Origin of the sequence: Streptomyces sp. NPDC006309 (genome assembly GCF_040613095.1) — a bacterium.
Lineage (GTDB): Bacteria > Actinomycetota > Actinomycetes > Streptomycetales > Streptomycetaceae > Streptomyces.
Map to the genome: position 1 here is coordinate 142408 of NZ_JBEXRO010000011.1, position 13789 is coordinate 156196.

Consider the following 13789-nt stretch of genomic DNA (forward strand, 5'->3'; position numbering starts at 1 on the left):
TCGTCTCCCGCATGTGGGTCTCCTTCCGCGCCGTCGTTGGCATTCCCCCTGCATACCGGCCGGACCGGTGCCGCATGGAGCAGCGCACCGAGCGCTCCACCCGCACGAGGGAGCAGCCGCGGGCGGCATCAGGGGGGCGGACACCAGGGGTCGCCGGCGCCATCGGCGCGGCTCGGGGGCCGTCGCGCTTCGCACCGCCGCACTCCCCTGTGCCTCAGGTCCACCCGGACAAGTGACGCAGAATCGATCCGGCACTCTCGAACGGCGGAACGGCGGTATACCGCCCGCGGACCCGGGCTAACGATTGCCCCGGAGACGGCCCGGTACGTGCCGTGATGCCTGCGCGAACGCCCCGCCCGAAGCCCCGGGCGGCGTCCTGCCTCGTGTCTTCCGGGCGCCGCTCCCCCATGGCGTCCCGCATGCGGTGGCCGACGCGCTGTGCGGTGCGGCGGGACGCCGCCCGCGGGCCGGGGTCCGCGCGCCGGACGTCTCGTTTCGTCGCACGCTTCGATCACAGCCCCAGGAGGAACGCGGAGATGACCACCGACGTGCAGGCCAAGAAGGAAGCCTATAAGCGGGGAGAGGAGCAGGGCCGCGCCGACGCTCTCGCCGGCAGGCCCTACGCCGACCCGTCGCGTGACGGTGCGCGGGGCGAGACGGACCAGTACGCGAACGGCTACGACTGGGGATACGAGCAGGGCCGCGCGCAGAAGCTGGACCTGGTCGTCTGGCAGGAGGGCGGCGTCGAGGACGCCCCCGGGGGTCTCGGCACCACCGTCAACGTCTGTGTGCGCACGCCGAACTGGAGCGAGACGGTCGACGCCGGCGAACGCGAGCACGTCTTCACCGCGCCCACCGGGTTCCGCTGGAACGGCGTGGTGGGCGCCCAGTACAAGCGCATGGACCAGTCCACGGCAGGCGACCTGCCCCCCGTGCGGGCCGAGGTCAGCCAGGACGGACGCACGCTGACCTTCACGTACCACGTGCACCTGAACACGACCGGCGAGGACAAGGACTGCCTCGTCTACACCTGCGGACTCGAGGCCGCCGACGGCGCCACGCCCGGCCGCCGCACCGACGGTGTCGCCCAGATCGGCACCGCGCCGCCGGCCAAGCTCAAGGCCGAGGTCATCGAGGACGAGGACTGAGGACCGAGCACCCGGGATCCAGGACGAAGATCGAGGACCGAGAGAGCAGGAAACAGACACCATGACCACCGTCGTCACCTCCGGCGTCTTCCCCTCCACCGACCCGGCCGTCTCACCGCTCGACGGCCTGGGCACCGCGGACATCAGGTGGGGCAGCAACAACTCCCAGAGCGGCTACCAGTTCCGCGGGGCGGCCGCGGACGTCCAGCTCGACGGCACGGAGTTCGTCATCGGCACGTTCGTGCACCGCAACGTCCCCACGAACGTCACCCCGAGCGTGTTCGACGTCCGGCTGACCGTCAACGTCATGTTCGAGGACGGCAGCACGACCGACCTGAACTTCAGCTTCCATCACAACGAGACCCCCAACACGACCAACTCCAGCCCCGCGGACGACGATCTGGTCGACCTCCAGACCTTCGTGCACCCGCAGCCGGTCACGATCGACGGCAAGCAGTACCGGGCGGTCCTGAGCGGGTTCAAGCGGGGCGGGCAGATCGTCCGGCAGTTCCGCAGCCCCGAGGACGGCATCAACTTCGCCCAGGTCGTTTGCGCGTTCACGCTCGACGAGCCCGACGTGGTCATCTCCGGCCTGCGCTACCAGGGCTCCGGACCGGCCCAGGCCGACGAGTACGTCGAGATCCACAACAAGGGCGGCGCGCCGCAGGACCTCACCGGCTGGACCGTGCAGTCCAAGCCCACCGGGTACGCCTTCCCCTTCCCCCCGGGGACGGTGCTCCAGCCCGGCCAGCGCTACCGGGTCTACACCGACGAGACCCACCAGGAGTACGGCGGGTTCTCGTTCGGCTCCTCCACCGAGGTCTGGCGGGACCAGGGCGGCATCGCCCGTCTGGTCGCGGACGACGGCTTCGTCGTGGACCAGAGCCCCTACCTCGACAAGGGGTTCAACAAGTCCGGTACGCCGTAGGGAGCGGTCGTACGCGGTCGGGCGCCCCGGCCCGTGGCGGTGACGGCCGGGGCCGGGGCGCCGCGGAAGTGCGCCGCCCCCGGCGGGAGTTCCCGGCCGGGGGCGGCGGTTCACGGAGCCGGGGTGACCGCCGGGGGCCAGTACGGCTGTACGGCGGCCGGGCTCTCGTCCCAGGGGTCCGCCGTGAAGTACACCGGCTCGGGCACAGGGACAGGCGGCGCCGCCGGGGCGGAAGAGCGGGACATGCCGGCGCCGAGGGAGACTTCGGCGCCGTCCTGCCGGGTGCCCCAGCCGGTCCTGGCGCAGGTCAGGATGCCGTACCAGCGCAGCCAGCGGAACCACGTCCAGGCCATGACGATCGCCAGCGGCATCATCAGCCAGGTCAGGAGCCGGGAGCGGATGCGCTCGTCGGAGCGGATGATGCCGAGGTAGCGCAGGCCCTGCGCCCAGCCGAGCAGGAAGGGGATCCACAGCATGCTCAGCGGGGGCATGTTGTTGTAGGCGACCGGCTCGACCACGAGCAGCCAGACCGTGATCAGCTGGGTGAGGACCATCTGGGTCCAGCGGATGGCGTGCAGCCAGAAGGCGGGCCGGGCCATCGACAGGTAGCGCATGCGCCAGATGGAGCGGATCGTCGAACCGCGCATCCACCGCAGGTACATGCGGCCGAAGTGGTTCCAGCGTTCCGGCATGGCCGTGAACACGATGGCCGTGGACTGCTGGACCGTCAGACCGCGCTCCTGGGCGTACAGCGTCAGCATGCTGTCGTCGCTGAACGCGACACCGCGCCCCATGAAGGTCTCGTTCAGGTAGGAGCCGAGGTTGTCGCGGACGACGTCGGCGCGGTAGGCCGCCAGGGGCCCGGAGTTGACCATGACGGCGCCCACCGCGGACTGACCGGAGCGGTCCACCATCTGCGAGGTCACGAACCACAGGTCCGTGGTCCGGGCCAACAGCTGGCTGCTGCGCCAGTGCAGCACGGCCTTGCGGTGCCCCCGCCTTTCCCGGCGGACCTCCTGGCGCGTGGGGTTCTCCGGCAGCGGCGCGCGGACGGGGCGGCTGGGCCCCTGGTTGTTCGTCGCGATGACGATGCCCGCGACCGACTGGACGCGCCGCTTCGAGAGCGGTTTGAGGATCTCCTCGACCGCGTGCGGGTCGAGGTAGGAGTCGGAGTCCACCGTGATGTACACGTCGGCTTCCGGGCTGGCACCGACGCCGTGCGCCTGGGCGTGGCGCTTGCCGCCGTTGGGGACACGCTGCCAGCTCGTGCCCACGCCGGCCTGCGGAGCGGCCCGCAGCCACCAGTCGCGGACGTCCGCGTAGTCGGTGGTGGTCGAGCCGTCGTCGACGACATGGACGCTGTCGGGCCGGCGGGTCTGCTGGAGGAAGGACTCCAGGCCGAGCTTCAGGTAGCCGGGGTCCTCGTTGTAGACCGGCATCAGGATCGACACGTGCAGCCGGTCGAGGCGCTCACGCGCCGCGGCGCCCTGAGCGGTGGGCAGCCCGGACGGTGATCCGGAGTGGGGCGGCGGCGGGGCGGGATCTAGGCTTTCCGTGTTGGAGTAGCGCTGCGCCGGTGCGGTCCGTTCAGTCACGAGGGATGTCCCGTTGAACTTCTGGTCGATCTATCAGCACGGCTTCGCGCGTGTCGCCGCGTGTACGGGCCACACCGTCATCGCCGACCCGCGGGCCAACGCCGAGGCGGTGCTGCGTCAGGCGCGCCGGTGCGCGGACGAGGGCGTCGCCGTCGCCGTCTTCCCGGAGCTGGGCCTGTGCGGGTACTCGATCGAGGACCTGCTGCTCCAGGACGCGCTGCTGGACCAGGTCGAGGAGGGGCTCGCGGCGGTCGTGGCCGGGTCGGCGGAGCTGCTGCCGGTGCTGGTGGTCGGCGCCCCGCTGCGGCACCGCAACCGGATCTACAACTGCGCGGTGCTCGTGCACCGCGGGCGGATCCTCGGTGTCGTGCCGAAGTCGTACCCGCCGACCTACCGGGAGTTCTACGAGCGCCGGCAGCTCGCCGACGGGCATGACGAGCGGGGCGGGACGATCCGCGTCGGGGGCGCGTCCGTGCCGTTCGGGGTGGACCTGCTGTTCGCCGCCGAGGACGTGCCCGGACTCGTGCTGCACACCGAGATCTGCGAGGACATGTGGGTGCCGGTGCCGCCGAGCGCGGAGGCCGCGCTCGCCGGTGCGACCGTGCTGCTCAACCTGTCCGGCAGCCCCATCACCGTCGGGCGGGCCGAGGACCGCAAGCTGCTGTGCCGCTCGGCGTCCTCCCGCTGCCTCGCCGCCTACGTGTACGCCGCGGCCGGACTGGGCGAGTCCACCACCGACCTGTCCTGGGACGGACAGACCATGATCTTCGAGAACGGGGTGCTGCTGGCCGAGACCGACCGGTTCCCGCTCGACGAGCAGTACGCGGTGGCCGACGTGGACCTCGACCTGCTGCGCCAGGAGCGGCAGCGGATGGGCACCTTCGACGACAACCGCCGGACCCACGGGGCACGGACCGGTGACTTCCGGACGGTCGAGTTCCGGCTGGAGCCGCCGGTCACCGACCTCGGGCTGCGGCGGCGCGTCGAGCGGTTCCCGTTCGTGCCGTCCGACCCCGAGCGGCTCGCCCTGGACTGCTACGAGGCCTACAACATCCAGGTCGCCGGACTCCAGCAGCGGCTGGCGGCGATCGGCGGCCCCAAGGTCGTCATCGGGGTGTCGGGCGGTCTCGACTCCACGCACGCGCTGATCGTGGCCGCCCGGGCGATGGACCGCGCGGGCCGGCCGCGCAGCGACATCCTGGCCTTCACCCTGCCCGGCTTCGCGACCAGCGACCACACCAAGGACAACGCCCACACGCTGATGCGGGCGCTCGGCGTCACCGCGGCCGAGCTGGACATCACGCCGACCGCGCGGCTGATGCTCCAGGAGATCGGCCACCCCTTCGCCTCCGGCGAGCCGCAGTACGACGTGACCTTCGAGAACGTGCAGGCGGGGCTGCGCACGGACTACCTGTTCCGGCTGGCCAACCAGCGCGGCGGCATCGTGCTGGGCACCGGTGACCTCTCCGAGCTGGCGCTCGGCTGGTCCACGTACGGCGTCGGCGACCAGATGAGCCACTACAACGTCAACTCCGGCGTGCCCAAGACCTTCATCCAGCACCTGATCCGCTGGGTGATCGGCAGTGGCCAGTTCGACGAGGAGACCGGCGCGGTCCTGGCCGCGATCCTGGACACGGAGATCAGCCCGGAACTGGTGCCGGGCGAGGAGATGCAGTCGACCGAGTCCAGGATCGGACCGTACGCGCTGCACGACTTCACCCTCTTCCAGGTGCTGCGCTACGGCCTGCGGCCCTCGAAGATCGCCTTCCTGGCCTGGCACGCCTGGCACGACCCGGAGTCCGGCGCCTGGCCGCCCGGTTTCCCCGAGGCCAAGCGGGTGGCGTACGACCTGGCGGAGATCAGGCGCTGGCTGGAGGTGTTCTGCCGCCGCTTCTTCGCGTTCTCGCAGTTCAAGCGCTCGGCCATGCCGAACGGGCCGAAGGTCTCGGCGGGCGGTTCCCTCTCCCCGCGCGGCGACTGGCGGGCACCCTCCGACGGCAACGCCGAGGCGTGGCTGCGGGATCTGGACCGTTTCGACTTCGACGGCGCCGGGGCCGGCCGGTAGGCGCAGGGGCACCTGGAACGGCGCGGCCGGCGGGGGCGGCTCAGGTGTTCCAGGTCTCGTCGTACGGGTCGTGCGGTGCCGGGACCGGCCGTGCCGCGGTGACGCGCAGGTACGGGACCGGGCCGTCGTTGACGGGGTCGCGGGCCAGGCGCGGGGTGTACGTACCCGTCACCTCCAGCCAGGCGTCCGGGCGCAGGACCGGCGGCAGCGCGCCGGTGAGGGCGATCTTGACCGGCTGGGCGTCCGCGGCGCAGCAGTTGAGGGCCATGCGGACCAGATAGGGCCGCCCCGCGCCGTCCAGCGCGAGGAACCCGGTGACACGGACCGCGCGCCCGTGCAGCGAGCGGCCGTGACCGTAGGCCGCGCGGGAGGCGTAGTCCACCACGGACAGCGGCACCGGAGTGCCGGCGGGCAGCGGGCCGTAGGCGTACGGCTTCTGCAGGGCCGTGCCGGAGCGCAGGGCGCTGTAGGAGCCGAGGGCCGGCGGGGCGATGAGGATCAGGGCGAGGAGCGGGAGCAGGAGCAGCCAGGCGACGCGGGGTTCGGGGTGCGCGTGCGCGTCGGCCCGGGTCCGCCGGTGGCGGCGGCGTTCGTACCAGGCCGTCGCCAGTGCCACCGCGATCAGCACCGCGCCCGAGGCCAGCAGCAGCGGGCGCAGGCCCGCCTTGACGTAGCGCAGATACAGGTCGGTGGCGCCCGCGTGCAGCAGGGCCGCGCCGAGCAGGAACAGGACGGCCGCCTGGGCCTGGCGGTTCACAGCAGCACCGTCCCGGTCAGTACGGCGCCGGTGACGGCCAGCGCGAAGGTGGCGGGCGCGAACCGCAGGGCGAAGGTACGGCCGAAGGTGCCGGCCTGCATCGCGAACAGCTTGAGGTCGATCATCGGGCCCACCACCAGGAACACCAGCTTGGCCGTCGGGGAGAACTGGGTGAGGGACGCCGCGACGAACGCGTCCGCCTCCGAGCAGATGGACAGCAGCACGGCCAGCACGGCCAGGGCCAGCACCGAGACCAGGGGGTTGCCGGCGGCCTCGCGCAGCCAGGTCGCCGGCACGGCCGCCTTCAGCGTGGCCGCGGCCGTCGCGCCGAGCACCAGGAAGCCGCCGGCGTGCATGACGTCGTGCCGCACCGCGTCCCAGAACGCCTCGCCCCGGGTGGCGCCCTCGTGTGCGCCGTGGGCCGGCGGGCGCAGCCAGTCCGCGCGGCCGAGCCGCTGCCACAGCCAGCCCATCGCGCAGGCCACCAGCAGGCTCGCCGCGAACCGGGCCAGGACCATCTCCGGGTGCCCGGGGAAGGCGATGGCGGTGGCGGTCAGCACGACCGGGTTGATCGCGGGCGCGGACAGGAGGAAGGCGAGCGCGGCGGCGGGGGTCACGCCCCGGCGGACGAGGGCACCCGCCACCGGCACCGACGCGCACTCGCAGCCCGGCAGTACCGCGCCCGCGAGCCCCGCCACGGGTATCGCCAGGGCGGGGCGGCGGGGCAGGGCGCGCGCGAAGAAGGACGCGGGGACGAACACCGCGATCGCCGCCGACAGCAGCACGCCGAGGACCAGGAACGGCAGCGCCTGGACGGTCACGGCCACGAACACCGTCATCCAGCTCTGCATCAGCGGTGTGCCGAGCAGACCCCGGATCGGGGACTGGGCGAGGACGGCACCGAGCAGGACCAGCGTCAGCAGCAGCGGGGAACTGAGCCGCCGGCCCTCGTGCTCCGGCGGGGGCCCGGGACGGTGGACGTCCGCGCCGGGCGGGGCGTCTTCGGTGATGGCCACGGGTGTTCCCTCCGGCTGCTGCTCTCCCTCCCCCTCGGTACGCGGATCCCCGCACGGTTGTTCAGCGCATTGCTGGAACCACTCGACTCCTTGGGGCACTCTTTCCCCTTGTGGCGAGCGTTCCGTACCAAGGCGGGCCGGGTGCCCCGGCGGCACACATGGTGGTGTGCGGTGACGACGGGCTCGCGCACCGGCTGGCCGCCGAGTTGCGCGGGGTCTACGGCGAGCAGGTCACCCTCGTCGTGCCGCCGAACGAACGCACCGTCCGGCTCCCGGTCGTCGGACGGGCCCGGTCCGCCTCCGCGGCCCTGTTCGACCGTATGGTCAACGCCGCGGTGGGCTCCGTCGGGCGGACCGGCGGGGCGGGACAGCCCGCCGGACCCGCCGCCGGACACCGCCCGGACGGTGACGGCGTGCTGGAGGCCTTCGAGCTGACGGAGGCGGTGCTCGCGGAGGCCGGGGTGGCCCGCGCCACCGCGCTGGCCCTGGTGTACGACGACGACGAGACCAACATCCGTGCCGCGCTGATCGCCCGCCGGCTCAACCCCCGGCTGCGGCTCGTCCTGCGGCTCTACAACCGGCGGTTGGGCCAGCACGTCGAGGAACTCCTCGACCAGGCCGCCGCGTTGGCCGCCGGCGCGGACGGTGGGGACGCCGGGGCGGGCGCGGGTGGCCGGAACGGCGGCCTGGAGGCCTCCACGACCGTACTGTCCGACGCCGACACCGCCGCGCCCGCGCTGGCCGCCACCGCCGTCGCCGGCACCAGCAAGGTCGTCCAGGCCGAGGGGCTGCTGCTGCGGGCCGTGGAACGGCCGTTGTCCGCGGAAGGACCGGACGCCGACTCCGGGCTGTGCACCCTGGCCCTGCTGTCGGGCGGCGACCGGGCCGGTAGCGACGGACCGTACGGCGGCGGGGAACAGCAGCCCCGGCTGCTGCCCGACGACGAGGAGGTCCGGCAGGCCGCCGGCCGGCCGGCGGTGGTACTGGAACAGGTGTCCGCCACCGGCGGTCCGGAACCCGCCGCGCCCGCCCGCGGCGTGACCGGCGTGCCGCCGCTCGCCTCGCTGTTCTCCCGCCGGCTGCGCTGGTCCGTGGCCGGCCTGGTGGGATGCGTCGTCGCGCTCGCCGTCGCCCTGTGGGTGGTGACCGGGCTCCATCCGCTGCGGGCCTTCTACGTCACCCTCCTCGACCTCTTGGCCATCGACGAGCCCGCCCTGCGCGCGCCTCTGGGCCGGCAACTCCTCCAGCTCCTCTCCGCGTTCGTCGGGCTGCTGCTCCTGCCGGTGCTGCTGGCCGCCGCGCTGGAGGCGTTCGGCACCTTCCGGACCGCCTCCACGCTGCGCAAGCCGCCCCGGGGTCTCGGCGGGCACGTGGTGCTGCTGGGCCTCGGCAAGATCGGCACCCGGGTGCTGACCCGGCTGCGGGAACTGAACGTCCCCGTGGTGTGCGTCGAGGCCGACCCGGAGGCCCGGGGGCTCGCCACCGCGCGCCGGCTGCGGGTACCGGTGGTGCTCGGCGACGTCACCCAGGAAGGCGTTCTGGAAGCTGCCAAGATCCACCGGGCGCAGACGCTGCTCGCGGTGACCAGCGCCGACACCACCAACCTCGAAGCGGTGCTGTACGCGCGGACCGTACGGCCCGATCTGCGCGTCGTCCTGCGGCTGTACGACGACGACTTCGCCACCGCCGTGTACCGCACCCTCCGGGCCGCCTACCCCGAGGCGCTGACCCGGAGCCGGAGCGTCACCCACCTGGCCGCCCCCGCGTTCGCCGGGGCGATGCTCGGGCGGCAGGTGCTCGGGGCCGTCGCCGTGGAGCGCAGGGTGCTGCTGTTCGCCGCCGTCGAGGTGGACGGGCACCCCCAGCTGGAGGGGCGGTCCGTGCGGGAGGCGTTCCAGGCCGGGTCCTGGCGGGTGCTGGCGCTGCTCGGGCGGACCGGCACGCCGGCCGGGCACGTGCTGGAGAAGGGGGACCGGGTGGTGGTCGCCGCCACCCGCCGGGGCCTCGCGGAACTGCGGTGAGCCGCGGGGGGCCGGGCGGCCGCGCTACGGCGTTCTTCCGCCCGGCCGTCCCCGGCTCCCGGCTCCCGGCTCCCGGCTCCCCAGACCTCGATCATCCGGGTCACCCACCCGCACGGGCCCGGTCCCAGCCGGCCCGGCCCCGCCGACTGGTGCCGTTACGGCGTCAGGTGCCGCCGGGCGAAGTCCAGTTCCAGCCTCACCTGCTTGATCCGCTCCTCCACCACCAGGGAGCCGTGTCCCGCGTCGTACCGGTACACCTCGTGGGTCGCGCCCCGGCTCTCCAGCCTCTTGACGTAGTTGTCGATCTGGCGGATCGGGCAGCGCGGGTCGTTGACGCCCGCCGAGATGTGGACCGGGGCCTTGACCCGGTCGACGTAGGTCAGCGGGGAGGACGCCTCGAAGCGGTCCGGGACCTCCTCCGGGGTGCCGCCCAGCAGGGTGCGGTCCATGGCCTTCAGTGCCTCCATCTCGTCGTGGTAGGCGGTGACGTAGTCCGCGACCGGCACCACCGCGATGCCCACCGCCCACGCGTCGGGCTGGGTGCCGAGGCCGAGCAGGGTGAGGTAGCCGCCCCACGAGGCGCCGGTGAGGACGAGACGGGCGGGATCGGCGAGGCCGGAGGAGACCGCCCACTCGCGCACCGCGGCCACGTCCTCCAGCTCGATCAGGCCGACCCGGTGCTTGAGGGCGTCGGTCCAGGCGCGGCCGTAGCCGGTGGAGCCGCGGTAGTTGACGCGGACGACCGCGTAGCCGTGGTCGACCCAGGCGGCGGGGCCCGCCGCGAAGGAGTCGCTGTCGTGCCAGGTCGGGCCGCCGTGCAGATCGAAGACCGTGGGCAGCGGGCCGGTGGCGCCGGCCGGCTTCTGGATCAGGGCGTGGATGCGGCCGCCCGGGCCCTCCACCCACACGTCCTCCACCGCGACCGATGCCGGGCACGCCATGCCCGGCGGATCCAGCACGACCCCGCCGGCCGTGGACCGCACCACCGGCGGCTCGGCGGCCGACGACCACAGGTACTCCACGCTGCCGTCGGGACGGGCCGTCGCGCCGGAGACCGTGCCGGGCGGGGTGGGGACGCGGGTCAGCGCGCGGGACGCCAGGTCGTACCGGAACAGTTCGCTGCGGGCCTCGAAGCCGTGGGCGACGAGCAGGCCCGAGCCGTCCGGATACCACTCGGCGCTGACGTCGCCGGGCAGGTCCAGGGCCAGGTCCGTCTCCTCGCCCGTCGCCACGTCCCAGACCAGTGGCTCCCAGCGGCCCCGGCGCTGGTGCCCGACGAGCAGCCGGGTGTCGCCGTCGACCGGGGCGAAGCCCAGCACCTCCAGGCCCAGTTCCTCGGTGCCGCCACGGGTGTCGTCCAGCTCGGCGACCGTCGTGCCGTCCAAGCGCAGGACGCGCAGCGCCGCGTGCATGGCGTCGCCGTGCTCGGTGTGCTCGACGGCGATCAGGGAGCCGTCGCGGGAGAGGTCGCCGACGCCCGCCGACTCGCGGTGCCGGTAGATCTCCACCGGTTCCCCGCCCTCGCGGGCCAGGTGGACCGTCGTACCGTCCTCGTCCGTGGAGCGGCCGACGACCGCCGTGCGGCCGTCCCGGGACAGGGCCAGGCCGGCCGGGTAGGACGGGCCGAGGCCGGGGACGGCGGGCTCGTCCGGGCCGCCCGCGAAGGGCTGGCGGCGCCAGATCCCGAACTCGTCGCCGTCCTTGTCGTCGAACCACCAGATCCACGCGCCGTCCGGCGACAGGACGCCGTCCGTCGTGCCGTTCGGCCGGTCCGTCGCCTGCCGCTGCCCGCCCGTCGCGCGGTCCCACGCGTACAGCTCGTACGTACCCGTCGCGTTCGACACGAACAGGGAGCGGTCCGGCGCGTCCTCCGCCCAGTCGGGCAGCGACACACGCGGTGCCCGGAACCGCTTCTCCCAGTCCGGCATGTCCGTCGTGTCCGGCGTCCTGCTCTCACTCATCGCCCCAGTCATGCGCCCATACTGCCTGGCCGCGCGGATCTGTGGGCGACGGGTGTGCCCAGCCTGTGGATAACTTCCCGGCGCAGGCGCCCCGCCCCCTGAAGCACCCCGCCGGCGGGGGCCGGAACGTCCCGGAGGCGGACATGGCCGACCCGCGGCCGAACCACCGGGGCGCGCGCCGTACCGTGGAGGGCGTGTACCGGTTTCTGCTGACACCCCGCTGGTGGGGCATCAACGTCTTCGTGCTGCTCGCCATCCCGTTCTGCGTCTTCATGGGGTCGTGGCAGCTGAGCCGGTTCGAGGACCGGGTGCAGGACGGCCGGGCGGTGACCGAGCGGGTGGCGTCCGGCCGGAACGAGGCCGCGCGTCCGCTGGCCACGATGCTGCCCGTCGACAAGAGCACGGCGGGACGGCGGGCCAGCGCGAGCGGGCGGTACGGGAAGCAGCTGCTGGTGCCGGGGCGGGAGCTGGACGGCAGGAGCGGCTTCTACGTCCTCACCCTGCTGCGGACCGGCTCCGGCAAGGCGTTGCCCGTGGTGCGGGGGTGGCTGCCGGGTACGGCGGACCCCGCGAAGGTGCCCGCGCCGCCCCGGGGCGAGGTCACCGTCACCGGTGCGTTGCAGGCGTCCGAGACCCCCGGGAGCAGCGGGGTCGGTGCGCAGGGCGGCCTGCCGGCGGGGCAGACGGGAGTGATCAGCTCGGCGGCGCTGGTGAACCTGGTGCCGTACCGGCTGTACGACGCCTGGATCACACTGGACCGCGGTGACGCGGGGATGAAGGCGGTGCCCGCGACCGCGCCGGACGGTACGGGACTGGATCTGAAGGCGTTCCAGAACCTCGGTTACACCGGGGAGTGGTTCGTCTTCGCCGGGTTCGTGGTGTTCATGTGGTTCCGGTTGCTGCGGCGCGAGGTGGAGGCCCAGCGGGACGCCGAGCTGGGCCTGGTGACGCAGGAGCACCCGACGCCGGTGGCCGGCGGCTGACCGGCGCCGGTGCGGGTGCCGGTGCCCGTGCGGGTGCCCGAGCGGGTGCCGACGCGGGTGCCCGAGCGGGTGCCGGTGCCGGGCGGGAGCGGGAACACCCGCCGCCCGTGGGCGGGGTGCCGCCGTGGGCTCCCGTCCCGCCCGCCGCGCGTCACGCCCCCGGCAGTACCCCGGTGTAGTAGACCGTCCCGGCGCACGCCCCGGACACCATCGCCGTGGCCGTCGGGGAGCCCGGGGCCGCCGTGTGGGTCAGCAGGATGCTGCCGTCGGCCGTGCCGTCCTCCCTGACGAGCTGGGGAGTGGTGCCCACCGAGGCGCCGGGGTCGGTCGTCCCGCCCGCGGCGTCGGTTTCCTGGGTCGGTGTCGGATCCGGCGTGGGCTCGCCCGTCTCGGTGCCGCCGGTGCTGTCGCCGCCGGTGGTCGGGCAGGTCTCCGAGGGCACGAAGGCGAACTTCTCCTCGTACGCCGCGCCGGGCTGGAGGATCAGCCCGGAGACCTCCTGGGACGGGTCGGGCAGGGCCGCCGCCGCGTCCCCGGCCACATGCCGGGCAGAGATGATCTTGGCCGGGTCGGCGGCGCCCTGTGCCATGGGGGTGACGGTGCCCGGGCCGCCGAGGGTGCAGGCGGTGCCGGAGACGTTGGTGACGCGGAAGACGCCGTAGACGATCCCCGTGGTGTCGGGCGCGTCGGCGGTGCCGGTGGCGGAGCCCAGCTGGGCCGCCGTGCACAGCGCGACGCCCGGGGCGGCGGTGGCCGGGGGGTTGACGCCGCCGCCGGTCGAACCGCCGCCGGTGTGGCCGCCCTTGTTCTTCTCGCCGTGGTTGCCGGGCGTCCTGCCGGGCTTGGCCGCCGCGCCGTCGGCGTCCTTCTTGCCGCCCTTGTCGCCGCCCTTGTCCTTGCTCTGGCCGGTGCCGCCCTGGGCCTGGGAGGACTGGCCGGCCATGGCGGTGTTGGGGTCGGAGCCGCCGGCGTACGAGACGTGGACGAGGGCGGGGATCGCGGTGCCGATGAAGAGGGCCGCCGCGGCCGCGCCGACCACGGCCTGCCGCTTGCGGGCACGCCGCGCGGGCACGGCCCGGCGCAGGTGGTCCAGGGTGCCGGTGCTCGGTTCGATGCCGTCGACCGCCGAGTGCAGCAGCCGGCGCAGGGCCAGTTCGTCGGACTCCGGCGTGTCCGGTCCGTCGAGTCCGTCGAGTCCGTCGGCGAGCTTGTCGGACCCGTCGGGACGGGGGCCGGACCCCTGGGGGCCCTTGTCGTCGGGGCCGTGGTTCACAGTTGCGTTCCCAGCGTGCGTTGGCGTGTGCTCTTGCCCGTG

The 13789-nt window shown here is 73.8% G+C and carries 10 protein-coding genes; 5 read left to right on the forward strand and 5 right to left on the reverse strand.

Annotation, left to right across the window (positions count from 1 at the left end; all coding sequences use genetic code 11):
- Positions 1-536: 536 nt before the first annotated feature.
- Positions 537-1148, forward strand: coding sequence for a hypothetical protein (locus ABZ117_RS17105; protein WP_356821496.1), 612 nt, complete (start codon positions 537-539; stop codon positions 1146-1148).
- Between the two features lie 61 nt (positions 1149-1209).
- Positions 1210-2076, forward strand: a complete 867-nt coding sequence (locus ABZ117_RS17110; protein ID WP_356821498.1) for a lamin tail domain-containing protein — start codon at positions 1210-1212, stop codon at positions 2074-2076.
- Between the two features lie 110 nt (positions 2077-2186).
- On the opposite strand, the gene ABZ117_RS17115 is transcribed toward ABZ117_RS17110, so the two are convergent.
- Positions 2187-3671 carry a glycosyltransferase gene (locus tag ABZ117_RS17115; RefSeq protein ID WP_356821500.1) on the reverse strand — a complete coding sequence of 495 codons (1485 nt, stop codon included), beginning with the start codon at positions 3669-3671 and terminating at the stop codon, positions 2187-2189.
- Positions 3672-3684: 13 nt separating this feature from the next.
- On the opposite strand from ABZ117_RS17115, the gene ABZ117_RS17120 reads away from it, so the two are divergent.
- Positions 3685-5736: an NAD(+) synthase gene (locus ABZ117_RS17120; protein WP_356821502.1), complete on the forward strand. Its 2052-nt coding sequence runs from the start codon at positions 3685-3687 to the stop codon at positions 5734-5736.
- A 40-nt stretch (positions 5737-5776) separates the two neighbouring features.
- On the opposite strand, the gene ABZ117_RS17125 is transcribed toward ABZ117_RS17120, so the two are convergent.
- The gene (locus ABZ117_RS17125) at positions 5777-6493 is read right to left on the reverse strand and encodes a TIGR03943 family protein (RefSeq protein ID WP_356821504.1); all 717 of its coding nucleotides are present in this window, start codon (positions 6491-6493) and stop codon (positions 5777-5779) included.
- The gene (locus tag ABZ117_RS17130; protein ID WP_356821622.1) at positions 6490-7503 is read right to left on the reverse strand and encodes a permease; all 1014 of its coding nucleotides are present in this window, start codon (positions 7501-7503) and stop codon (positions 6490-6492) included. Before ABZ117_RS17130 ends, ABZ117_RS17125 begins: the two co-directional genes overlap by 4 nt.
- A gap of 164 nt (positions 7504-7667) precedes the next feature.
- Here ABZ117_RS17130 and ABZ117_RS17135 point away from each other — a divergent pair, with 164 nt between their 5' ends.
- Positions 7668-9530, forward strand: coding sequence for an NAD-binding protein (locus tag ABZ117_RS17135; protein WP_356821624.1), 1863 nt, complete (start codon positions 7668-7670; stop codon positions 9528-9530).
- A 155-nt stretch (positions 9531-9685) separates the two neighbouring features.
- On the opposite strand, the gene ABZ117_RS17140 is transcribed toward ABZ117_RS17135, so the two are convergent.
- Complete coding sequence (locus tag ABZ117_RS17140) at positions 9686-11491, reverse strand: prolyl oligopeptidase family serine peptidase (protein WP_356821507.1); 1806 nt, start codon at positions 11489-11491, stop codon at positions 9686-9688.
- A 194-nt stretch (positions 11492-11685) separates the two neighbouring features.
- On the opposite strand from ABZ117_RS17140, the gene ABZ117_RS17145 reads away from it, so the two are divergent.
- Positions 11686-12474 carry an SURF1 family protein gene (locus tag ABZ117_RS17145; protein WP_356821626.1) on the forward strand — a complete coding sequence of 263 codons (789 nt, stop codon included), beginning with the start codon at positions 11686-11688 and terminating at the stop codon, positions 12472-12474.
- A gap of 151 nt (positions 12475-12625) precedes the next feature.
- On the opposite strand, the gene ABZ117_RS17150 is transcribed toward ABZ117_RS17145, so the two are convergent.
- On the reverse strand, positions 12626-13747 hold the full coding sequence (locus tag ABZ117_RS17150; protein WP_356821508.1) for a hypothetical protein: 1122 nt from the start codon (positions 13745-13747) through the stop codon (positions 12626-12628).
- Positions 13748-13789: the final 42 nt, after the last annotated feature.

Coding starts and splice junctions, on each gene's coding strand:
- ABZ117_RS17105 (WP_356821496.1), top strand. CDS start 537: ATGACCACCGACGTGCAGGCCAAGAAGGAAGCCTATAAGCGGGGAGAG.
- ABZ117_RS17110 (WP_356821498.1), top strand. CDS start 1,210: ATGACCACCGTCGTCACCTCCGGCGTCTTCCCCTCCACCGACCCGGCC.
- ABZ117_RS17135 (WP_356821624.1), top strand. CDS start 7,668: ATGGTGGTGTGCGGTGACGACGGGCTCGCGCACCGGCTGGCCGCCGAG.
- ABZ117_RS17140 (WP_356821507.1), bottom strand. CDS start 11,491: ATGAGTGAGAGCAGGACGCCGGACACGACGGACATGCCGGACTGGGAG.